24 protein-coding genes are annotated in these 21,733 nt (G+C 66.5%); 8 read left to right on the top strand and 16 right to left on the bottom strand.

What is annotated here, in order from left to right; translation table 11 throughout:
* Positions 1–83 precede the first annotated feature (83 nt).
* Positions 84–779 (bottom strand): isoprenylcysteine carboxylmethyltransferase family protein, encoded by a 696-nt coding sequence (locus WT97_RS26420; RefSeq protein WP_060354673.1) that lies wholly within the window; start codon positions 777–779, stop codon positions 84–86.
* A 238-nt stretch (positions 780–1,017) separates the two neighbouring features.
* On the bottom strand, positions 1,018–1,344 hold the full coding sequence (locus WT97_RS26415; RefSeq protein ID WP_034207723.1) for an EthD family reductase: 327 nt from the start codon (positions 1,342–1,344) through the stop codon (positions 1,018–1,020).
* Positions 1,345–1,722: 378 nt separating this feature from the next.
* Between WT97_RS26415 and WT97_RS26410 the strand changes: the two genes are divergently transcribed.
* From WT97_RS26410 to WT97_RS26400, 3 genes are all read left to right on the top strand, one after another.
* On the top strand, positions 1,723–2,214 hold the full coding sequence (locus WT97_RS26410; protein WP_156440326.1) for a hypothetical protein: 492 nt from the start codon (positions 1,723–1,725) through the stop codon (positions 2,212–2,214).
* 117 nt (positions 2,215–2,331) lie between these two features.
* Complete coding sequence (gene mutS, locus WT97_RS26405; protein ID WP_059790511.1) at positions 2,332–4,989, top strand: DNA mismatch repair protein MutS; 2,658 nt, start codon at positions 2,332–2,334, stop codon at positions 4,987–4,989.
* Positions 4,970–6,241 carry a hypothetical protein gene (locus WT97_RS26400; RefSeq protein ID WP_179949813.1) on the top strand — a complete coding sequence of 424 codons (1,272 nt, stop codon included), beginning with the start codon at positions 4,970–4,972 and terminating at the stop codon, positions 6,239–6,241. Before mutS ends, WT97_RS26400 begins: the two co-directional genes overlap by 20 nt.
* Here the strand turns inward: WT97_RS26400 and WT97_RS26395 are convergent.
* Positions 6,221–6,763 carry a peptidylprolyl isomerase gene (locus WT97_RS26395; RefSeq protein WP_034207726.1) on the bottom strand — a complete coding sequence of 181 codons (543 nt, stop codon included), beginning with the start codon at positions 6,761–6,763 and terminating at the stop codon, positions 6,221–6,223. The genes WT97_RS26400 and WT97_RS26395 overlap by 21 nt on opposite strands.
* 32 nt (positions 6,764–6,795) lie before the next feature.
* Between WT97_RS26395 and WT97_RS26390 the strand changes: the two genes are divergently transcribed.
* Positions 6,796–8,016, top strand: a complete 1,221-nt coding sequence (locus WT97_RS26390; RefSeq protein ID WP_059505800.1) for a cupin domain-containing protein — start codon at positions 6,796–6,798, stop codon at positions 8,014–8,016.
* A 56-nt stretch (positions 8,017–8,072) separates the two neighbouring features.
* Complete coding sequence (locus WT97_RS35230; protein WP_011657350.1) at positions 8,073–8,318, top strand: hypothetical protein; 246 nt, start codon at positions 8,073–8,075, stop codon at positions 8,316–8,318.
* On the opposite strand, the gene WT97_RS34680 is transcribed toward WT97_RS35230, so the two are convergent.
* The 11 genes from WT97_RS34680 to WT97_RS26340 all read right to left on the bottom strand — a co-directional run bounded on the left by WT97_RS34680 (position 8,319) and on the right by WT97_RS26340 (position 17,693).
* Entirely contained in the window at positions 8,319–8,522 is a 204-nt protein-coding gene (locus WT97_RS34680; RefSeq protein ID WP_006487056.1) for a hypothetical protein, read from the bottom strand.
* 102 nt (positions 8,523–8,624) lie between these two features.
* Positions 8,625–9,401 (bottom strand): MBL fold metallo-hydrolase, encoded by a 777-nt coding sequence (locus tag WT97_RS26385; protein ID WP_060354671.1) that lies wholly within the window; start codon positions 9,399–9,401, stop codon positions 8,625–8,627.
* A gap of 4 nt (positions 9,402–9,405) precedes the next feature.
* Positions 9,406–10,551, bottom strand: coding sequence for an outer membrane protein assembly factor BamC (gene bamC, locus WT97_RS26380; RefSeq protein WP_059505797.1), 1,146 nt, complete (start codon positions 10,549–10,551; stop codon positions 9,406–9,408).
* Positions 10,552–10,662: 111 nt separating this feature from the next.
* Positions 10,663–11,568: a 4-hydroxy-tetrahydrodipicolinate synthase gene (dapA, locus tag WT97_RS26375; RefSeq protein ID WP_060354670.1), complete on the bottom strand. Its 906-nt coding sequence runs from the start codon at positions 11,566–11,568 to the stop codon at positions 10,663–10,665.
* A 46-nt stretch (positions 11,569–11,614) separates the two neighbouring features.
* Positions 11,615–12,217: a bifunctional 2-polyprenyl-6-hydroxyphenol methylase/3-demethylubiquinol 3-O-methyltransferase UbiG gene (locus WT97_RS26370; protein WP_059790507.1), complete on the bottom strand. Its 603-nt coding sequence runs from the start codon at positions 12,215–12,217 to the stop codon at positions 11,615–11,617.
* An 8-nt stretch (positions 12,218–12,225) separates the two neighbouring features.
* On the bottom strand, positions 12,226–13,428 hold the full coding sequence (locus tag WT97_RS26365) for a tryptophan--tRNA ligase (protein ID WP_006487046.1): 1,203 nt from the start codon (positions 13,426–13,428) through the stop codon (positions 12,226–12,228).
* Positions 13,429–13,436: 8 nt separating this feature from the next.
* Positions 13,437–14,099: a site-2 protease family protein gene (locus WT97_RS26360; protein ID WP_034207732.1), complete on the bottom strand. Its 663-nt coding sequence runs from the start codon at positions 14,097–14,099 to the stop codon at positions 13,437–13,439.
* Positions 14,100–14,146: 47 nt separating this feature from the next.
* Complete coding sequence (locus WT97_RS26355) at positions 14,147–14,779, bottom strand: L-threonylcarbamoyladenylate synthase (RefSeq protein ID WP_006478414.1); 633 nt, start codon at positions 14,777–14,779, stop codon at positions 14,147–14,149.
* 72 nt (positions 14,780–14,851) lie between these two features.
* Positions 14,852–15,682 carry a 3',5'-nucleoside bisphosphate phosphatase gene (locus tag WT97_RS26350; protein WP_034207938.1) on the bottom strand — a complete coding sequence of 277 codons (831 nt, stop codon included), beginning with the start codon at positions 15,680–15,682 and terminating at the stop codon, positions 14,852–14,854.
* 82 nt (positions 15,683–15,764) lie between these two features.
* On the bottom strand, positions 15,765–16,655 hold the full coding sequence (locus WT97_RS26345) for an alpha/beta fold hydrolase (RefSeq protein WP_060354669.1): 891 nt from the start codon (positions 16,653–16,655) through the stop codon (positions 15,765–15,767).
* Between the two features lie 180 nt (positions 16,656–16,835).
* The gene (locus tag WT97_RS26340; RefSeq protein WP_060354668.1) at positions 16,836–17,693 is read right to left on the bottom strand and encodes a ferritin-like domain-containing protein; all 858 of its coding nucleotides are present in this window, start codon (positions 17,691–17,693) and stop codon (positions 16,836–16,838) included.
* Positions 17,694–17,837: 144 nt separating this feature from the next.
* On the opposite strand from WT97_RS26340, the gene WT97_RS26335 reads away from it, so the two are divergent.
* The 3 genes from WT97_RS26335 (at position 17,838) to WT97_RS26325 (ending at position 19,841) form a co-directional block, all read left to right on the top strand.
* Positions 17,838–18,362, top strand: a complete 525-nt coding sequence (locus WT97_RS26335) for a gamma carbonic anhydrase family protein (RefSeq protein WP_059505788.1) — start codon at positions 17,838–17,840, stop codon at positions 18,360–18,362.
* 25 nt (positions 18,363–18,387) lie between these two features.
* Complete coding sequence (hslO, locus tag WT97_RS26330) at positions 18,388–19,338, top strand: Hsp33 family molecular chaperone HslO (RefSeq protein ID WP_034207735.1); 951 nt, start codon at positions 18,388–18,390, stop codon at positions 19,336–19,338.
* Between the two features lie 137 nt (positions 19,339–19,475).
* Positions 19,476–19,841 carry a hypothetical protein gene (locus tag WT97_RS26325; protein ID WP_059790502.1) on the top strand — a complete coding sequence of 122 codons (366 nt, stop codon included), beginning with the start codon at positions 19,476–19,478 and terminating at the stop codon, positions 19,839–19,841.
* A gap of 89 nt (positions 19,842–19,930) precedes the next feature.
* Here WT97_RS26325 and ftsB read toward each other — a convergent pair whose 3' ends face one another.
* Both ftsB and eno read right to left on the bottom strand, forming a co-directional pair.
* Positions 19,931–20,356 carry a cell division protein FtsB gene (ftsB, locus tag WT97_RS26320; RefSeq protein WP_059505783.1) on the bottom strand — a complete coding sequence of 142 codons (426 nt, stop codon included), beginning with the start codon at positions 20,354–20,356 and terminating at the stop codon, positions 19,931–19,933.
* An 81-nt stretch (positions 20,357–20,437) separates the two neighbouring features.
* A complete protein-coding gene (gene eno / locus WT97_RS26315) occupies positions 20,438–21,721 on the bottom strand; it encodes a phosphopyruvate hydratase (RefSeq protein WP_006478406.1) in 1,284 nt (427 codons plus the stop codon).
* Positions 21,722–21,733: the final 12 nt, after the last annotated feature.

The following is a 21,733-nucleotide window of genomic DNA, read 5'->3' as shown; positions in this document are numbered from 1 at the left end:
ACCCGAGCGCGCCGGCTTTCGCGTGTCCGCCGCGCCCATGCGCGCGATCGGCGCCCGGCCGTTGCGCGCTTTCGGCCTTCCCGTCAAAACACGCCTGGCATCAACCGGTACCGCACCTTCGTCCTGTACTCACGATAATCCGCGTCTTCCGACAACACCCTCTCCTCCATGACGATTCGCCCGATCTGCAGCAGCATCCAGATGCCGATCGCGAGCAGGTTTCGGATACTGAAGTTGGAGAGCAGAAAACCGATTTCGGACAGCAGGTAACCGGCATAGATCGGATGACGCATGAACCGGTATGCCCCCGTCGAAACGACCCCGCGATTGGCCGGCAGCAGGCCGAACGAGCGCCCCAGCGACAGCTTCGCGAACAGTTGCCACGCAATCCCGGCAATTTGCCAGACGCCCCCTGCCCATTCCGGAATCAGTTGCGTACTGGCGGTCAATTGATAGGCCAGGTAATAGAACGACCCGCCAAGAGAAAAGCACACCGCGACGGGATGCCAGTCCCGCCGCGTCGGCAATTTCGCAAAAGCCGACATTCCGACGGTCAGTCCCGCGGACATCAACAGCAGGATCAGCGTGATCCGGCTCGGGTTCAATCGCCACTGCATATAAATCAGATAAGCGAATGCGCCCAGCACGGTCACTGAAGACACGCGAGCGCCAAGCTCGATCGGATCGATCCGCTCCGACTTGGCCGCGACCGCGGTCATGGGCGACACTGGCGTACTTTGCGCGGACGCTCCCCCAACATCCTGCATGGCCTGCTTCATGTTCGTGCCCCGTTAATCTATTGTATTTATATATCGACGTCTCAGCGTAGCACACCGATCTCGTCGACACTGGCCCGAGTTTCAGTTTTGCGACGCGAATTGGTGTAAGTCCCGAGCGTATCGGCCAGTAGAAAGACCGATGGACCGGATGACGCAGTCTGCCAATCGTTTCACAGGTCATGGCGTTTTCTGGACGGATCTGATTCTGCCCGCTCGCCCCCAATGATCGGAACGTGGGTCAGGTTTCCGAACGCTCCACGACCACCTCGCTGATTTGCAGCACGGGTCGTATATCCGTGTAATTGGCGATGTCGGCCATGATCTCCTGCGCATGCGGATCGCGGGCTGCCTGGAAAGCTTCGAAGGAAGTGCAGACGAAGTCGCACTTGGCCACGTACACGGGATCCATGCCCGGCGCACCACCGGCGATTCCCTTGTCCACCGTGTAGTACAGGCATGCGGCGCCGAGGCGCTGTTTCACCATTGGCATATGCCGCTCGCGATAGTAAGCATGATCGAATCGCGCGCCTGCGGCGTACGGGTACATGACACTGACTTTGATCATCGGGTTCTCCTGTTGCTCCAAGGTAATCGACGCGGCGGCGCGCGCAAGACGAAATCGAGTCGCCGATACAGGCGCGGGGAAAGTCCTTCGGAATCGGCGCACGCATTGATCTGATTGTAGGCACCGGTGAACCCGTCTTGCCAGTTTGGTGGCGCGGGGTATCCAACGATGCGGAAGCAGTCCGGCGACGTCGGACGCTGTGTGGGTCGGCAGTCGCGTGAGCACGTCTTTCACAAGGCAGCCGATCGCCATCGCCGACGACCGCCCGAATGGCGAACTGCGAGCGGTCCCGTTTGGACCGCTGGTAAACTCGTGCAACCGAAAGCAACTTTCCCGGCCACATGAGCGCTCGACTCTGACCTATCCGCCCCCACCATCATGCTCACTGCCTTCGAACTCGCTGGTTTTATTGCGGCGCATGCCGTCTGGTGTGTCTCCGACGCAGATGGCCTTGTCCCTATCGCAGCATTTCAGACGGACGACGGTCAGCGGAAAATCGAGCGGCTGGTGTTCGACGATGCAGGCGAAGCAGTCGAGCAAGGCCGAAAGCGTCTCGAGAGCAATCCGTCCAACGCAAGCGACGGCGTGCTGGCGTACGACGGCCGGCTCGCGACTCCCGATGGCAAAAAGCTCGATGCGATCGTTCTGGAAGCGCGGTCCTACGCTTTCCCGTCGGCAAGGGCAGCCATTGCGGTCGCATACACGCCGAAGAGCACCGGCAACTTCCGTGTACACAAGCCCAAACTCGTCTTGTGGGACAAGTGTGGCGACTTCGATATGAGCGCCGCCATCGAGTCGTTCTTCAACGGCGTTGCCTCGCACGAGCGGGGCGCGAAGGTCTGGAACGACGCGCTGGACGAGAGCAAGTAGGCATCGCCCGCTGCCGCTCGCCATCCCCCGCACCTGGCCAAACGGCGAACTTCGCGCGTGGACGTCGAAGCCACTGGTAAACTCGGGCAACCCAAGCAACAACTTCATGCCTGACCTATGACCACGCTGTCGCCCGAGGCCTTTGCCGGCCATACCCCGATGATGCAGCAGTACCTGCGCATCAAGGCCGATCATCCGGACACGCTCGTCTTCTACCGGATGGGCGACTTCTACGAACTGTTCTTCGAGGATGCGGAAAAAGCGGCACGCCTGCTCGACCTGACCCTCACGCAGCGCGGCGCGTCGGCCGGCACGCCGATCAAGATGGCCGGCGTCCCGCATCACGCGGTCGAGCAGTATCTGGCGAAGCTCGTGAAGATGGGCGAATCGGTCGCGATCTGCGAGCAGATCGGCGATCCGGCCACGTCGAAAGGCCCGGTCGAGCGCAAGGTCGTACGCGTCGTCACACCCGGCACGCTGACCGATGCCGCGCTGCTGTCCGACAAGAACGACGTCTACCTGCTCGCGATGTGCACCGGCCACAACAAGCGCGGCGTCGCGGTCAATATCGGCCTCGCGTGGCTGAACCTCGCAAGCGGCGCATTGCGGCTCGCCGAAATCGAGCCCGAACAGCTTGCCGCCGCGCTCGAACGCATCCGGCCAGCCGAAATCCTGACGCCGGACGGTGCAACCGACGCCATTCCCGCCGGCGCGGGCGCAAGCAAGCGCGTGCCGGCCTGGCACTTCGACATTGCGTCGGGCACGCAGCGCCTGTGCGACCAGCTCGACGTCGCGAGCCTCGACGGTTTCGGCGCGCATTCGCTGACGAGCGCATGCGGCGCGGCCGGCGCGCTGCTGCTCTACGCAGCGGCCACACAAGGCCAGCAACTGCGGCACGTGCGCAGCCTGAAGGTCGAGAACGAAACCGAATACATCGGCCTCGATCCGGCCACGCGCCGCAACCTCGAACTGACCGAGACGCTGCGCGGCACCGAGTCGCCTACGCTGTATTCGCTGCTCGACACCTGCTGCACGACGATGGGCAGCCGCCTGCTGCGCCACTGGCTGCATCATCCGCCGCGCGCCTCGGTTGCCGCGCAGTCGCGCCAGCAGGCGATCGGCGCGCTGCTCGATGCACCGGCCAACGCGAGCCTCGATGCGTTGCGCAGCGCGCTGCGCCAGATCGCCGACGTCGAACGGATCACCGGTCGTCTCGCGCTGCTGTCCGCGCGCCCTCGCGACCTGTCGAGCCTGCGCGACACGTTCGCCGCGCTGCCGGCGCTGCGCGAGCGCATCGGCGCGATCGTCGCGAACGCGGATGCGCTCGCGCGCGTCGACGCGGCGCTCGCGCCGCCCGCCGAATGCCTCGACCTGCTGACGAGCGCGATCGCCACCGAGCCGGCCGCGATGGTGCGCGACGGCGGCGTGATCGCGCGCGGCTACGATGCCGAGCTCGACGAGCTGCGCGACATTTCCGAGAACTGCGGGCAGTTCCTGATCGATCTCGAAGCGCGCGAGCGAGCGCGCACCGGCATCGCGAACCTGCGCGTCGAATACAACAAGGTGCACGGCTTCTACATCGAGGTCACGCGCGGCCAGACCGACAAGGTGCCCGACGATTACCGCCGCCGCCAGACGCTGAAGAACGCCGAGCGCTACATCACGCCGGAACTGAAAACCTTCGAGGACAAGGCGCTGTCCGCACAGGAGCGCGCGTTGGCACGCGAGCGCGCGCTGTACGACTCGGTGTTGCAGGCGCTGCTGCCGTTCATCCCCGAGTGCCAGCGCGTCGCATCGGCCCTCGCCGAACTCGACCTGCTGGCCGCGTTCGCCGAACGTGCGCGCGCGCTCGACTGGGTCGCGCCGACCTTCACCGACGAGATCGGCATCGAAATCGAGCAGGGGCGCCATCCGGTCGTCGAAGCGCAGGTCGAGCAGTTCATCGCGAACGACTGCCGGTTCGGCGTCGATCGCAAGCTGCTGCTGATCACCGGGCCGAACATGGGCGGTAAGTCCACGTTCATGCGGCAGACCGCGCTGATCGCGCTGATGGCGTACGTCGGCAGCTACGTGCCGGCGAAATCGGCGTGCTTCGGCCCGATCGACCGGATCTTCACGCGCATCGGCGCGGCCGACGATCTCGCGGGCGGCCGCTCGACGTTCATGGTCGAGATGACCGAAGCCGCGGCGATCCTCAACGACGCGACGCCGCAAAGCCTCGTGCTGATGGACGAGATCGGCCGCGGCACGTCGACCTTCGACGGCCTCGCGCTCGCCTGGGCCATCGCGCGCCACCTGCTGGCGCACAACGCGTGCTACACGCTGTTCGCGACGCACTACTTCGAGCTGACGCAACTGCCGGCCGAATTCCCGCAGGCGGCCAACGTCCACCTGTCGGCGGTCGAGCACGGCCACGGAATCGTATTCCTGCACGCGGTCAACGAAGGCCCGGCGAACCAGAGCTACGGCCTTCAGGTCGCACAGCTCGCGGGCGTCCCGGCGCCCGTGATCCGCGCCGCGCGCAAGCACCTCGCATATCTCGAACAGCAGTCGGCCTCCCAGCACACGCCGCAGCTCGACCTCTTCAGCGCGCCGCCGGCGGCCATCGACGATCTCGAATGCGCGGACGCGCCGGCGCTGCCCGACGCGCCGCACCCGGCGCTCGAAAAGCTGCGCGACATCGATCCTGACGATCTCAAGCCGCGCGAGGCGCTCGACCTGCTGTACGAGCTGCGCACGCTGGTCCGGTCGCACGATGCCGACGGGCACGCGTAAGCGCATCTCGCGGCGCCTGCCGGCCCGCGCCGCCGCCGCGCTCGCCGCGACACTGCTTGCGCTGGCGCAGGCCGGTGCGCTGGCCGCGCCGCCCAAGCGCAGCGCCGCGCCCTACTCGTTCGCGGTCGTGTCGGGCGTCATCAACGGGCCGGCGGACGAACCGGCCGCGCAGCGGCTGCTCGATGCGATCGCACGCGAGCGCAATCTCGCGTTCGCGGTCTACGCGGGCGACCTCAAAGGCCCGAAGGAAGCATGCCGCGACACGCTGTATTCGCAGCGCGGCGCGATCCTGGATTCGGCGCGCATCCCGCTCGTGTTCATTCCCGGCCACGACGACTGGATCGCATGCAACACCGCGGCCGGCGGCGGTTACGATCCGGTCGAGCGGCTCGATTTCCTGCGACAGACCCTGCTCGCCGAGTCGGCGCTGCCCGACCCCGGTGCGCTGCAGATTACGCGGGAGAGCGAAGTCGCGCGGTTCCGGCCATATCGCGAGAACGCACGCTGGATGCGCGACGACATCGTCTACGTCGCACTCAATGCGCCGGCACCGAACAACCATTATTTGACGGCGGGCGGCCGCAACGGCGAATTCGAGGACCGCATCATCGCAAACGGCTTCTGGGTCGACCACGCCGCCGAATATGCGAAGCGGCGCGAAGCCCGCGCGATGGTGGTGATTTTCGAGGGCGATCCGCAGTTCGAACGCTACGAACGCTCGGAGCGCTTCGCGTGGCTGCGTTTCAATCGGCCGCGCGTGCGCGACGGCTTCCGTGAACTGAAACGAACGCTGGTGAAGGCGGCGGCGACGTTCCGCGGCCCGATACTGGTGATGCACGCGAGCGGCGAACCGCTGGCGAACGGCTTTCTGATCGACCGTCCGCTGCATGCCGACGACGGTGAGTTGGTAGGAAACGTGACGCGCGTCGCGATCGGACCGCGCCACCCGGCGAACCAGTGGGTCAAGGTGACCGTATCGCCCGCGCGGCAGACGATCTTCAACGTGAGCCTGCAGGAGGTGCCGAAGAACCTGCCGGTGCCGCCCACGCTGCCGCTCGTGCCGCGCGACGACGTGCCGCTGCCACAGATGCCGGAAATCCCTGCGCTGCCGGCGCTGCCCGACGCGTCGTCGGTCGCGCCGCCGTTGCAGGGCGACGGCGCCGCACCGGGCGGCGCGTCGTCGCCGGCACCGCCCCCCGGATCAGGGCCGGCGCCGGGCCTGCCGGCAAGCTCAGTGCAGCGTACGCCCTGACGGCGCTTCGCCGTCCTCGTCGTCATCCTCGTCGACGATCTCGAGCCCTTCCGCGCCATGCGCGTGCTCGTGCTCGATTTCGTCTTCGGTGGCTTCGCGAACGTCCTTCACGGTCAGCGCGAAACGCAGCGCCATGCCCGCCAGCGGGTGATTGCCGTCGAGCACGACCTTGTCTTCGGCGATATCGGTGACCGTATAGATCAGCGAATCGACTTCCTCGTCGGCGTCTTCCGGCGTGCCTTCGAACTGCATGCCCACTTCGAGCGGCTCGGGAAAACGATCGCGCGGCTCGATCTTCACGAGTTCGGGATCGTAGTCGCCGAACGCGTCCTCCGGCTCGAGCTGGATCTGCGCCTGGTAGCCCGCCTCGTGGCCGTCGAGCTGTTCCTCGATCTTGGGGAACGTGCCATCATAGCCGCCGTGCAGATAGACCATCGGCTCGTCGCTTTCCTCGATCAGATTGCCCTGTGCGTCCGACAGCTTGTAAGTGACCGATACGACGGTGTTTTTTGCGATTTTCATCCAATTCTCCCAAGTACAAGTCCCATTATACGATGCGCAACCGGTCTCAAGCCGAACCGCGGGATGCCGCCGCCGCCCCGCTCGGCGCGCCGCCCTCCGATCTTCCCACGCCGCTGCTCGGCGGCCTCACGCCGGCGCAATTCATGCGCGGCTACTGGCAGAAAAAACCGCTGCTGATCCGCCAGGCGATTCCCGGCGTCGCGTCGCCGGTCACGCGCGACGCATTGTTCGAGCTCGCCGCCGACTATGACGCGGAATCGCGATTGATCACCCATTTTCGTAACAAGTGGCAACTGGCGCACGGTCCGTTCGAGCCCGACTCGCTGCCTGCGGTGACGCGCAAATCCTGGACCTTGCTCGTGCAGGGGCTCGACCTGCACGTCGACGCGGCCCGCGCGTTGCTCGACCGCTTCCGCTTCATCCCCGATGCGCGACTGGACGACCTGATGATCTCGTATGCGACGGACGGCGGCGGTGTCGGCCCGCACTTCGATTCATACGACGTATTCCTGCTGCAGGTCGAAGGCCGGCGCCGCTGGCGGGTCGGCGCGCAGAAGGATCTGTCGCTGCAGCCGGACGTGCCGCTGAAGATTCTCGAGAACTTCGAGCCGAGCGACGAATGGGTGCTGGAGCCCGGCGACATGCTGTACCTGCCGCCGCACATCGCGCACGACGGCGTCGCCGAAGGCGAGTGCATGACCTGCTCGATCGGCTTCCGGGCCCCGTCCGCCGGCGAGCTGGGCGCCCAGTTCCTGTACTACCTCGCGGAGCGCGGCGGCCTGCGCGACGCGGGCGGCGACGACCTCTACCGCGATCCGAAGCAGCCGGCCGTCGACGTACCCGCGCAACTGCCACCGGCCATGGTCGAACGTGTCGCCGAGATCGTCGACGCGATCCGCTGGCGCAAGCGCGACGTCGCCGAATTCCTCGGCTGCTATCTGAGCGAGCCCAAACCGAACGTCGTTTTCGACCCGCCCGAGCGTCCGCTGTCCGAGGCCGCGTTCGTCACGCAAGCGTCACGCCGTGGCGTGCGTCTCGACAGAAGGGCCGCATTGATGTATAACGCGCGCTCGTACTTCATTAATGGCGAAGAAGGGTCGCTCGAGCAAGCCGATGAATGGCTGCCCGAACTGGCCAATCAACGCCAGATGGAGGCGAAACGGTTTGTAACACTATCCCGGGTTCCGTCGATGACAGCTTTGTTGCACGAGTGGTATCGTGCGGGCTGGATACGGGTCGGAAGCCGGAATTAGTGTGAGTCGCCCCGTATGCCCGTACAGATCAAATTCTGTATGGGAAAGACAACGTATTGACCCCGCATTTGTCGACGGTCGATAGGAAAGTGCATATAATTTCCGCCCAAGCCGTAGGGAAGATTCACGCTCTAGAAGTGCGTCTCCACCAGCGGCCCAGGTCGGTGTTGGAGCACATTACCGGTATTGTTTCGCGCTGTTGCTTACCTTTAACCATAAAAGGACGTGATCATGAAGAAATCCCTCCTCGTAGCTTCCCTGTTGGCTGCTGTTGCACTGGCTGCTTGCAACAAGAGCGCTGATCAAGCTGCTTCGTCGGCTGCAAGCGACGCGGCTGCTGCTGCTTCGTCGGCTGCTTCGGCAGTTGCTGGTGCTGCGAGCGACGCTTCGGCTGCTGCTTCGTCGGCAACGGCTGCTGCGAGCGACGCTGCTGCTGCAGTGGCGTCGGCTGCTTCGGCAGCGACGGCTGCTCCGGCTTCGGGCGCAAGCCAGTAAGCCTTCAGCATCAGCTGAAAAAAACCGGCCCGAGGGCCGGTTTTTTTACGTCTGCCGCTTTCGAATCGAGCGCCCGGCAGCCGCCTGGAGCCGCCGCAGCGGCCCCGCCCCGCTCATCCGAGCATCAGCCAGTCGAAGCCCGCGTCCTGCGAGGCCACGATCACGTCTTCCCCGTCCGTCCCGAGTACGCCGCCGAACGCCTGGCGGGCCAGTTCCGGCAGGTTGTTCTGCTGGCTCAGATGGGCCGCGACCAGATGCTGGAGACGGCTACGTTCGAGCGACGCGAGGATGTCGGCCGCCGCGTCGTTGCTCAGGTGGCCGTGGTTGCCGCCGATCCGCGCCTTCAGCGACTGCGGATAGCGGCTGGCAGCCAGCATCGCGGTATCGTGGTTGGATTCGAGCACCAGCGCGTCACAGCCGCTCAGGACGGCCGTGATGTGCGGCGTGGCCATCCCGACGTCCGTCAGCACGCCGAGCCGGCGGTTTCCGTCCGTGAAGACGAACTGGAGCGGTTCCCGCGCATCGTGGGGGACCGTATAGGGCATCACGGCCAGATCGCGTATCGCGGCCGTCTCGTCGCCCCACAGCACGTGGAGATCGACATCGGCCTCGTCCGCGCCGACCGCGCGCGCGGTGCCCCAGCTCATGTAGAGCGGCAGCGACGCACGGCGTGCGAGCGTCAGCGCACTGCCGACATGGTCGCTATGTTCGTGGGTAATGAAGATCGCATCGAGATCGGCGATGCAGAGATTCAGTCGGCCGAGCCGGCGCTCGACCTCCTTGGCGGAAAAGCCGCAGTCGAGCAGCACGCGGGTGGTCGTCGTGCCGCTCGTGGCCTCGACGACCAGCGCGTTGCCCTCGCTGCCGCTTCCGAGGCTGGCGAATCGCACGCGCTCAGTTCAGTTGTGCGTGCAACAGCGAGATGAGCCGCTGCGCGTCCGACGAGTTGTCGACCTGGCCGTCCGCGCCGACCACGGCGACCTGCGTACCGCCATTGCCCTGCGCGCGCACGTTGATCAGATATTCCTTGCCGGGCTTGGCCGCCGACGGGCCGCCGTAGAACAGCTTGCCGAACAGGCCGTCACGCTTGAGCTCTTCCATCGAGTTCGCGTAGCGCACGGTATATACCCCCTTCTCGCGGTCGCGATTGTCGACCGTGAAGTTGGTCCGGTCGAGCGCCAGGCCCACGCGCAGCCACGCGCGGTCGAACGACTCGGCCAGTTGCAGCGTCGCCGCACCGCCGCTCGTGTCGGCGACCTGCGCCGGCGCCGTCGCGGGGCGCGCATCGGTCAGCAACTGCTTCGCCTGCGCGTCGGTCAGGCCGAACTTCTGCATCAGCTTCGACAGGAACACGGCTTCGAGCACCGGGTTGCGCGGACGCTCTTCCCAGCGCGACGACGTACCGCCCTGCGGGCCGACCATCATTTCTTCCATCGCGCTATGCGTGATCGAGATGTCGGTGTTGCCGTCCGGCGTACGGTTCACGAGCGTGCGGAAGCGGTCGCGCGTACCCGACGAATAGGCGAAATCGATGACCTTGCCGATCGTGCGGCGGAACCAGTCGTCCGGAATGTTCGCGCGGTTCTCGGCCCAGTCGGTGGCCATGATGCCCGTCGACGGCGCATCGGTCTTCAGCGAGAAGCCGTTCTCCTGCCAGAACTCCTTCAGGATCGGCCACAGTTGCTCGGGCGTCCGGCCGTCGACGACGAGCCAGCGGCGATCGCCGTCGCGCTCGATGTGCATGCCGAGCGGATCCTGCGCGCTCGGGATGCCGTCGGTCGCGTTGCCGGCCTGCGTCGTGGCTCGCGGCGGCAGCGTGCCGAGCCCGGCATTGGTCGGCGGCGCGACGAACTGCTGCGTCGTCGGCACCGGCTTCAGGTCGCTCGGCACCGCGAGCGGCGGCGCCGAGCCGGTGTTCTTGTAGTTGACCCGGTCAGGGGCCAGGTAGTCGTTCAGCGTATCGCAGCCAGCGAGCGCGCCCAGCGCCAGCGCCATCACCGACAACTGGATGGCACGAGAGGAAAAGGCGAAACGTTTCATGAAATCCTTCGTCTTGCTAGAACGCTCGTCAGGAGCGGCGCCGGACGGAGCCGGCCGGTGCGGGTTGATCAGGGGTCGAGCCGGCGGCCGCAGGACGCGGCCACCTCGGCATCAGGCGAGAACGCCGGCCTCGACGAGGGCCGAACGCACGGCATCGTGGCAGCGCTCGTCGAGCGCCGTGAGCGGCAGCCGGATGCCGCCCTGCATCTTGCCCATCGCCTGCAGCGCCCACTTCACCGGGATCGGGTTCGCTTCGATGAACAGGTTCTTGTGCAGCGACAGCAGCTTCATGTGCAGCGTGCGGGCCGTCTGCACGTCGCCGGCCAGCGCCGCGCGGCACAGCCCGCTCATCGCGCGCGGCGCGACGTTCGCGGTCACCGAGATGTTGCCGTGGCCGCCGAGCAGCATCAGCGCGATCGCGGTCGGATCGTCGCCGCTGTAGATCGCGAAATGCTTCGGCGCGGCCTTGATCAGGTGGGCTGCGCGATCGATGTTGCCGGTCGCTTCCTTCACGCCGATGATGCCCGGCACCTGCGCGAGGCGCAGCGTCGTCTCGTGCGCCATGTCCGCGACCGTACGGCCCGGCACGTTGTACAGGATCACCGGCAGGTCGACCGCTTCGGCGATCGTCCGGAAATGGCGGTACATGCCTTCCTGCGTCGGCTTGTTGTAGTACGGCACGACCTGCAGCGTCGCGTCCGCGCCGACCGCTTTCGCGTGCTTCGTCAGCTCGATCGCCTCCGCGGTCGAATTGCCGCCCGCGCCCGCGATGATCGGGATGCGTTTGGCCGCATGCTCGACCGCCGTACGAATCATCAGGATGTGCTCTTCGACGCTGAGCGTTGCCGACTCGCCGCTCGTACCGACGACGACGAGCGCATCGGTGCCTTCCGCGATGTGCCAGTCGATCAGTTTGCGAAACGCCGGCAGGTCGAGACTGCCGTCTTCGAGCATCGGGGTGACGATCGCGGGGATGCTGCCGCGGATTTGAATGCCGTCTTGGGTGCCGTTAGCCATGAAACGCGATTGATTGTGTACCGGTAAACATTGAGATTGTAGCGGATTAGCCGGGCAGTTCGTAACGTGGAATTCCCGCCCCCGCCGTCGGGGTCGCGCCCTCGCGTACTGCGCAAAGACGCTGGACGAACGCCTCGCGCGGCGCGGCGACGAAACCGTCCTCGTACGCGACCACCCGCAGATGGCCGCGCACGGCATCCAGCAGCTCGCCCGGGGCGAGCAGGAACGCGGGATTGGACGGCTTTCCGACCGTTTCGTTTCCTTGCGCGAAGGTTTCGTAGATCAGCACGCCGCCCGGCGCCACGGCAGCGAGCAGATGGGGCCAGAGCGGGCGATGCAGATAGTTCGTGACGATCACGGCCGCAAACCGCTCGCTGGCCGGCAGCGGCCATGGCGCGCCTTCGAGATCGGCCGCGCGGGCGGCGACACCGGGAATCGCGCGCAACGCGGCCAGCGCGGCCGGATCGCGGTCGAGCGCGACGACCGGATGCCCGCGCGACGCGAACCAGCGCGCGTGGCGGCCGCCGCCCGCCGCGACGTCGAGCACCGCCCCGCCGACCGGCACGAGCCGCGCCCATTGCGCAACCCAGCGTGACGGCTCGGCCTGGCCGACGTGGCCGCCCGCGGCGGCGATGACGGACTCGCTCATGCGCCGGATCAGTTGTACGACAGGCCCATCGCGTCGCGCACGTCGCGCATCGTTTCCGTCGCGTACTTGCGCGCCTTGTCGCAACCGTCCGCGACGATCGCACGCAACAGCGACGGGTCGTCCATGTACTTCTGCGCACGCTCGAGCATCGGCTGCTGTTCGCGCAGGATGCCTTCGACGACCGGCTGCTTGCAGTCGAGACAGCCGATACCCGCCGAGCGGCAGCCCTTCTGCACCCATTCGTGCGTCGCTTCGTCCGTATAGACCTGGTGAAGCTGCCACACCGGGCACTTGTCGGGATCGCCCGGATCGGTGCGGCGCACGCGTGCGGGATCGGTCGGCATCGTGCGCACCTTCTTCGTGATCGTCTCGGCGTCTTCACGCAGGCCGATCGTGTTGCCGTACGACTTGGACATCTTCTGCCCGTCGAGGCCCGGCATCCGCGACGCTTCGGTCAGCAGCGCCTGCGGCTCGACCAGGATGATCTTGCGTGCGCCTTCGAGATAGCCGAACAGGCGCTCGCGGTCGCTCATCGACAGGCTTTGCGATTCCTGCAGCATCGCGCGCGCCTGTTCGAGCGCCTCGTCGTCGCCTTCCTGCTGATACGCGTTACGCAACTCGTGATAGAGCTTCGCGCGCTTGCCGCCGAGCTTCTTCGCGGCTTCGAGCGCCTTCTCCTCGAAACCGGGCTCGCGGCCGTACAGGTAGTTGAAGCGACGCGCGATCTCGCGCGTCATCTCGACGTGCGGCACCTGATCTTCGCCGACCGGCACGAGCGAGCCGCGATACAGCAGGATGTCGGCGGCCATCAGCACCGGGTAGCCGAGGAAGCCGTAGGTGGACAGATCCTTGTCCTTCAGCTTCTCCATCTGCTCCTTGTAGGTCGGCACGCGTTCGAGCCAGCCGAGCGGCGTGCTCATGCCGAGCAGCAACGCGAGTTCCGCATGCTCGGGCACCTTGCTCTGGATGAACAGCGTCGCCTGCGCCGGGTCGATGCCGGACGCGAGCCAGTCGATCAGCACGTCCCACACGTTCTTCTCGATGACCTCGGGCGTCTCGTAGTGCGTCGTCAGCGCATGCCAGTCGACGACGCAGAAGAAGCACGGGTACTCGGACTGCAGCTTCACCCAGTTTTTCAGCACGCCGTGGTAATGACCGAGGTGCAGCGACCCGGTGGGTCGCATGCCGGAGAAAATACGTTCTGGGAACATGATTGTCGTTAGAAAAGCGAGGCGAAGGGAGACAGGACGGCGCTCAGCACGGCGTAGCCGACATTGACGAGCGGACGCAGCCAGAAGTTCGTCAGCACGCCCGTCGTGACGAGCACGAGGACGATGATGAAACCGTACGGCTCGATGCGCGACAGCGCGATCGATTGCCTGGTCGGCAGCAGCGCCGCCAGGATGCGGCCGCCGTCGAGCGGCGGCAGCGGAAACAGGTTCAGCACGCCGAGCACGAGGTTCGCGCTGACGCCCGCGAACGCCATCCGCGTGAAGAACGGCTCGTCGATGCCGACGGCCGGCAGCACGAGGGTCAGCAGGCCCCAGACCAGCGCCTGCACGAAGTTGCAGGCCGGCCCCGCGAGCGCGACCCACAGGCTGCCCCAGCGCGGATTGCGCAGGTTGCCGAACGACACCGGCACCGGCTTCGCATAGCCGAACAGGAACGCGCCGCCGGTCAGGAAGTACATCGCGAGCGGAATCGCGATCGTGCCGAGCGGGTCGATGTGGCGCATCGGATTGAACGACACGCGCCCCATCGCGTAGGCGGTGTTGTCGCCGAGCAGCCGCGCGGCGTAACCATGCGCGGCCTCGTGCAGCGTGATCGCGAAGATCACGGGCAGCGCGTAGACGGCGATGGTCTGTATCAGGGAAGCATCCATATCGCGTTATTGTAACAAGCGCACTCGCGCAAAAATGGCACGGCGCGTCATGCGGCCGAAAGCCCGAACGGTTCGAGCGCGCCGCGCCCCGCGCGGACGAGTTCGGGCGCATCGCCGGTCAAGTCGATCACCGTCGACGGTTCGCGCGGACACGCACCGCCGTCGATCACGAGGTCGACCTGCTTCTCCAGCCGCGTGCGGATTTCCTCGGGATCGTTCAGCGGTTCGTCGTCCGGCGGCAGGATCAGCGTCGTGCCGAGCAGCGGCTGGCCAAGCGACTCCAGCAGCGCGAGCGTGATCGCGTGATCGGGCACGCGCAACCCGATCGTCTTGCGCGACGGGTGCGACAGCCGGCGCGGCACCTCCTTCGTCGCCTGCAGAATGAACACGTACGGGCCCGGCGTCACCGACTTGATCTGCCGGTACTGGCGGTTGTCGACCATCGCGAAGTTGGCAAGCTCCGACAGGTCGCGCACGAGCAGCGACAGATGCTGCTTCTCGTCGAGGCCGCGAATCCGGCGCACGCGCTCGACCGCATCCTTGTCGTCGAGATGGCACGCGAGCGCATAGCTCGAATCGGTCGGCATCGCGATCACGCCGCCCTTGCTGACGATCTCCACCGCCTGCTTGATCAGGCGCGGCTGCGGATTATCCGGATGAATCCTGAAGAACTGGGACATGGGGACACGTAAAGAGGGAGAAGTCGGATGCGCGTATCGGCGACAACGCGGGCGGCCCGAAGCCGCCCGGCGTCAGAGCCAGCGCTCCCAGACCGGCGTCAGGTCGGGCGGCAACGGCGGCAGGCCGCCGAGCTCGATGCGGCCCTCGCCCGGCGCATGGAAATCCGAGCCGCGCGACACTTCGAAGCCGAAGCGGCGCGCGACGTCCGCGTATTCGCGGTACTGGTCGGGCGTGTGACTGCCCGTGACGACCTCGATCGCGCGACCGCCGAGATCGATGAACTCGCCGAAGAACGCGTCGAATTCGACCGGCGTATAGCGATAACGGCCCGGATGCGCGACCACCGCTTCGCCGCCGGCAGCGCGGATCCAGCCGACCGCGTCGGACAGGGACGCCCAGCGATGCGGGACGAAGCCGGGCTTGCCGTCGCCGAGCAGGCGGTCGAACACGTCGGTCGTCGATTCGGCGTGGCCGTTCTCGACGAGAAAGCGCGCGAAGTGCGTGCGCGAGATCAGGTCGGGATTCGATACGTATTTCAGCGCGCCTTCGTACGCGCCGGGTATGCCGAGCGTCGCAAGCTGCTCCGCGATCGCCAGCGCGCGCGCCGCGCGGCCGTGGCGGGTGCGGTACAGGCCGTCGACCAGCGCCGGATGGGCAGGATCGATGTGCAGACCGACGATGTGTACGGTGCGCGAAGCCCACGTGACCGAAATCTCCACGCCGCTCAGATAGCGCATGCCGAGCGCTTCCGCCTCGCTGCGCGCCGCCGCCTGGCCGCCGATCTCGTCGTGGTCGGTCAGCGCCCACAGGGTCACGCCGCCCGCATGCGCGCGGCGCGCGACGTCGGCAGGCGACAGCAACCCGTCGGAAACATTGGAATGGCAGTGGAGATCGGCGTTCATTGTCGGCATGGCAGGTAAGGCCTCATTCTACTGCAACGCGGCAATTGCGCCGCCCGCCTGCCGTGCCGGCGGCGCCACGCGCCTACGCGCAGAACGCCTCGATCAGCGACGCGATCTGCTCGGGCTGGTCGTGATGCACCATGTGGCCGGCATCCTCGACGAGCTTCTCGCGCCAGTCGGGGAATGCGTCGAAGCGTGCCTTGAATTCGGGCAGCGGGATGTCGCCTGCGAGGTGCGCGAGCGTCGGCGAATTGACGGCCTCGACGTGCAGCACCTTCGCGCGCACCTGCTTCCAGATGGCCATCACTTCGTCGAGCCGGTACAGCAGCGGGCCCGGGATCTTGTGCGCCGGGTCGGCCAGCAGGTGGTAGAGGCCGTCGTCGCCGCGTTTCGACCAGTGTTCGGCGAGAAACGCGGCGCGGCGCGGGTCGAGTCGCGGATTGGTCTTGATCAGGCGCGCCGCCACGTCGTCGAGGCACGCGTACGGCCGTAGCGCGGGCGGCTCGCGCAGCTCGTCGAGCCAGCCGCGCAGCCGGCGCGGCGCCTGTTCGGCGCGGGCCGGCGCGAGCCCGAACCCTTCGAGGTCGACCACGCGCCGCACCCGTTCCGGCCGCGCGCCGGCATACAGGCACACGACGTTCGCGCCCATGCTGTGGCCGACCAGATTGACCTCGCCGCTCGGCGCATAGCAGTCGACGAGCGCATCGAGGTCGCCCAGGTACTCGTGGAACCAGTAGTGACCGCCGCCCTGCCGCGCGACCGGCCAGTCGGACAGCCCGAAGCCGCGCGCGTCGGGCGCGATCACCTGCCAATCGCCCGCGAGCGCATCGACGACGAACTGGAACGACGCAGCGACGTCCATCCAGCCGTGCAGCATGAACAGCGTCGGCGCATCGGGCCGGCCCCAGCGCCGCACATGCAGCTGGACGCCGCGCACCGTGACGAAATCGGAAACAGAATTCGACGCACTCATTGCAGCCGCCCGAAAAAAGAATGATCGTTCGATTATAGCGGCGACACTCCGGTTCCGGCCGCCGGCAATCGAGGTATCGCTCTAGCGGCAAGGTCGTCCCAGGGCCCGCGGGCAGCACGCCGTCGATCAGGCGCGCGAGCCGGCGGGCGGCCACCGAGGACGCAACCGAGCGTGATCCGGCTAAGGCGCGGGGCGTCCGTCCGCCGCGTCCTGCGCGGCCAGTTCGTCGAGTTCGGCTTGCTCGAAGCCCGCGTCGCGTCGCGCATCGAAATTGAACGGGCCACGCAGCCGCGGCGCGTGGTATTGCGCGGCGAGCTGCCGATAAGTCGGCACGGGATCGCGGCCGGCTGCGTCGCACAAATGCCGGAACCAGCGGTTGCCGATCGCTACGTGGCCGATTTCGTCGCGCAGGATCACGTCGAGGATCGCGGCCGACGCATCGTCGCCGGCCTGCACGAGCCGTGCGCGGATCGGCGGCGACGCGTCGAGCCCGCGGGCCTCGAGCGTCCGCGGCACGAGCGCCATGCGCGCCAGCACGTCGTCCCGGGTCCGCTCGCACATCTCCCACAGCCCGTTGTGCGCGGGAAAATCGCCGTATGCGTGCCCGAATGCCGCGAGCCGGTCGGACAGCAGCGTGAAGTGGTAGGCCTCCTCGGCCGCGACCTTCAGCCAATCCGCGTAGAACGCGTCCGGCAGGCCCGCGAAGCGCCAGACCGCGTCGAGCGCGAGGTTGATCGCATTGAACTCGATGTGGGCGAGCGCGTGCAGCAGCACGGCGCGCCCTTCCGGCGACCGCATGCTGCGCCGCTCGAGCTGGCGCGGCTCGACGAGCGGCGGCCGCGCCGGACGGCCGGGCAGACCGGCCGGTTCGCGCAGTCGAAGCGCCGGCGCGATCGCGGCCTGCCCGGCCCGCAGCGCATCGTGCAGCGCGCGCACCTGCGCGGCCTTGGCCGTCGGCTCGGCAACACGCAGCGCATCGAGCGCCACGCTGCGCACACAGGTCGGCACCTGGCCGAAAGAAGAAGACACGATGCTCATAAAACGGGGACACCTTGCGTACGCATCGCGGGAGCACAAGCACGCGACGGTTTACAATATGCGTTTGTTCCGCGGCGCCATGCGCCGGGCAAACCGGACGCGCCATTCTACCGGCGCCCGTCATCGAAGAGACAAGGAGACTCCGTGACGATCTACAAGCTGGGCGAGACGGCCCCGACGATCCACGAAAGCGTATTCGTCGCCGATACGGCGGCCATCATCGGCAAGGTCGTGCTCGAGGAAAACGCGAGCGTGTGGTTCGGCGCGACGATTCGCGGCGACAACGAGACGATTACGGTCGGCGTCGGCAGCAACGTCCAGGAAGGGGCGGTCCTGCATACCGACCCGGGCTTTCCGCTGACGATTGCCGAGAACGTGACGATCGGGCACCAGGCCATGCTGCACGGCTGCACGATCGGTGAAGGCTCGCTGATCGGGATTCAGGCGGTGGTCTTGAATGGAGCGGTCATCGGCCGCAACTGTCTGGTCGGTGCCGGCGCGGTCGTGACGGAAGGCAAGACGTTCCCGGACAACTCGCTGATTCTCGGCGCACCGGCGAAAGTCGTGCGCGAGCTGTCGGACGAAGACGTCGCGCGGCTGCGCGCGAACGCGAAGACGTATGTCGAGCGACGCGCGCATTTCAAGGAGCAACTCGTGCGGATCGGGTGATTCGCACGGATTTCAAGGAAGAAGAGTGAGCGACCAGTTACAGAAATTCATGTTCAATGCGGCGCCCGTGCGCGGCGAGATCGTTTCGCTGCGCAACACGTGGCAGGAAGTACTCGCCCGCCGCGACTACCCTGCCCCCGTGCGCACGGTACTCGGCGAAATGATGGCCGCGTGCGCGCTGCTGTCCGCGAACCTGAAATTTCACGGCACCCTGATCATGCAGATCTTCGGCGACGGGCCGGTCCAGATGCTGGTCGTCCAGTGCGGGTCCGATCTGTCGATGCGGGCCACCGCGAAGTTCTCGGGTGACGCCGCGCAGACGATCGGCGACGACACGCGTTTCGCGGCGCTCGTCAATGCGAGCGGCCACGGCCGCTGCGTGATCACGCTCGACCCGGCCGACAAGCTGCCGGGCCAGCAGCCGTATCAGGGCATCGTGCCGCTGAACGGCGTCGACGGCCCGCTCGAATCGGTGTCGCAGGTACTCGAGCACTACATGCATCACTCGGAGCAGCTCGACACGCGGCTGTGGCTCGCGGCCGATCGCGACCGCGCAGTCGGCATGCTGCTGCAGAAGCTGCCGGGCGACGGCGGCATCGTGCCGCGCAACGCCGAAACCGATATCGACACGTGGGAGCGCGTGTGCACGCTCGGCGGCACGCTGTCCGCGAAGGAACTGCTCGAGGTCGAACCGGAAGTCGTGTTCCGCCGGCTGTTCTGGCAGGAAAACGTGCAGCACTTCGAACCGGCCGGCACGCGCTTCCAGTGTTCGTGCTCGCGCGAGAAGGTCGGTGCGATGCTGCGCATGCTCGGTCGCGAAGAAGTCGACAGCGTGATCGTCGAGCGCGGCCACGTCGAGATCCACTGCGAGTTCTGCAACCAGCGCTACGAGTTCGATCCGGTCGACGTCGCGCAACTGTTCGCGGCGCCCGGTGTCGAAACCGGCATCGCGCCGGCGACCGACCAGCGTCACTGAGCCGCGCGCCCGTGCCCGCCACCGGCGCGGCACGGGCGCATAATGACGCACGAGCGCCGCATGCGCGGCTCGGGCGCCGGAGGCCCGGCCTTTCGTGCCAGCCGCTTTCCACGGTCGGCGCGCCGCAGGAGAAACACATGAATCGCCCCCGCCGCTTTTGCACCATCCGCACCATCGTCCTGACGGGCATGGCCGCCGGCACGCTCGCGCTTGCCGGCTGCGCGATGCCGCCGCCGACTTCAACGATTCTGAGCCGCCTGCCCGAACCGGGCGCGTCGGGTGGCCAGCCGCCCGTGCTGTCGAGCGCCGAACGCAAGCGCTACGACGAGATCGATCAACAGGTCCTGCGCGAGCAGAACAGCGCGATGGCAGCCGAAGCGGCCGCGCGCGCGTGGGCCTATTACTCGCCGCCGCCCGTGACGGTCTACGGCGGGTATTACGGCGGTTGGGGCAATCGCTGGGGCACGGGCATCAGTTACGGCTACCCGGGCTGGTGGTGGTGAGCTCGCATCGCCCGACCGATTGATCACTGGCAGGAAATAAAAAAGCGCGGCATTTCCCGCGCTTTTTCAATGGATTCGACGTATCGCGCTCAGTGATGCGCCGCCTTGCCCTTGTCGCCGCCATGATGGCGCGACGGCTTCGCGATCGACTGCGGATTCGGCACGACCCGCACGGGCGCCGCGGACACGGTACCGCGCGTCGACGTATTCGACGGTGTGTTGTTCGGCGGCCCGGCAGGCGCATTCGGCGACACGAACTGCACGAATACTTCGCCGTCCTTCACCATGCCCATCTCGTAGCGCGCACGCTCCTCGATCGCCGCAGTGCCGCTCTGCAGGTCCTGCACTTCGCCGGCGGTGCGCTCGTTGCGCAGCTTCTCGTCCGCGTTCTTCTGAAGTTGGTCGTCGAGCTGCTGACGCAGTTCGTGCACCCGCAGCCAGCCGCCGTGTCCCCACCATAGGGGGTACTGAATGAGCGCCAGCAAGGCAATCAGGACGACAGTGACAAGCCGCATGTAAGAGACGCAGATATAAGAAGCGCCGCTCCGCGCACAGGCACAGAGCGGCGTCGAGATGACGAACCCGATAGTAGCGCGTTAGCGCAGGTTATAGAAAGCCGATTTGCCCGGGTAGCTCGCGATGTCGCCGAGATCTTCCTCGATGCGCAGCAACTGGTTGTACTTCGAGATGCGGTCGCTGCGCGACAGCGAACCCGTCTTGATCTGACCGGCGTTCAGGCCGACCGCGATGTCCGCGATCGTCGAATCTTCCGTTTCGCCCGAGCGGTGCGAGATCACGGCCGTGTAGCCCGCGCGCTTCGCCATTTCGATCGCCGCGAACGTTTCGGTCAGCGTACCGATCTGGTTGATCTTGATGAGGATCGAGTTCGCGATGCCCTTCTCGATGCCTTCCTTCAGGATGCGCGTGTTCGTGACGAACAGGTCGTCGCCGACGAGCTGCACCTTCTTGCCGAGGCGGTCGGTCAAGAGCTTCCAGCCGTCCCAGTCGCTTTCATGCATGCCGTCCTCGATCGACACGATCGGGAACTTGTCGGCGAGCGTCGCGAGGTAGTCGGTGAATTCGGCCGACGACAGTTGCAGGCCTTCGCCCGCGAGCTGGTACTTGCCGTCGTGGTAGAACTCGGATGCCGCGCAGTCGAGCGCGAGCAGCACGTCTTCGCCCGCACGGTAGCCGGCCTTCTCGATTGCCTGCAGGATCGTCGACAGGCACTCGTCGTTGCTGCCGAAGTTCGGTGCGAAACCGCCTTCGTCGCCGACGGCCGTGCTCATGCCGCGGTCGCTCAGGATCTTCTTCAGCGCGTGGAACACTTCCGCGCCGCAACGCAGCGCTTCACGGAACGTCGGCTGGCTGACCGGGACGATCATGAATTCCTGGATGTCCAGGCTGTTGTTCGCGTGCGCGCCGCCGTTGACGATGTTCATCATCGGCACCGGCAGTTGCATCGCGCCCGAGCCGCCGAAGTAGCGGTACAGCGGCAGGCCGGCTTCTTCGGCTGCTGCCTTCGCGACGGCCATCGACACGGCCAGCATCGCGTTCGCGCCGAGGCGCGACTTGTTGTCGGTGCCGTCCAGTTCGAGCAGCGTCTTGTCGAGGAACGCCTGTTCCGACGCGTCGAGGCCCATGATGGCTTCGGAGATTTCGGTGTTGATGTGCTCGACCGCCTTCAGCACGCCCTTGCCGTTGTAGCGGCCGGCTTCGCCGTCGCGCAGTTCGATCGCTTCACGCGAGCCGGTGGACGCGCCCGACGGCACCGCCGCGCGGCCCATCGTGCCCGATTCGAGCAGCACGTCGCATTCGACGGTGGGGTTGCCGCGCGAATCCAGAATCTCGCGGCCGATGATATCTACGATTGCACTCATGGGTTTCCTCTG

Origin of the sequence: Burkholderia sp. MSMB1459WGS (assembly GCF_001534535.1) — a bacterium.
Lineage (GTDB): Bacteria > Pseudomonadota > Gammaproteobacteria > Burkholderiales > Burkholderiaceae > Burkholderia.
Note: the sequence above shows the minus strand (reverse complement) of the source record. Positions and strands in the feature narration are given on the sequence as shown.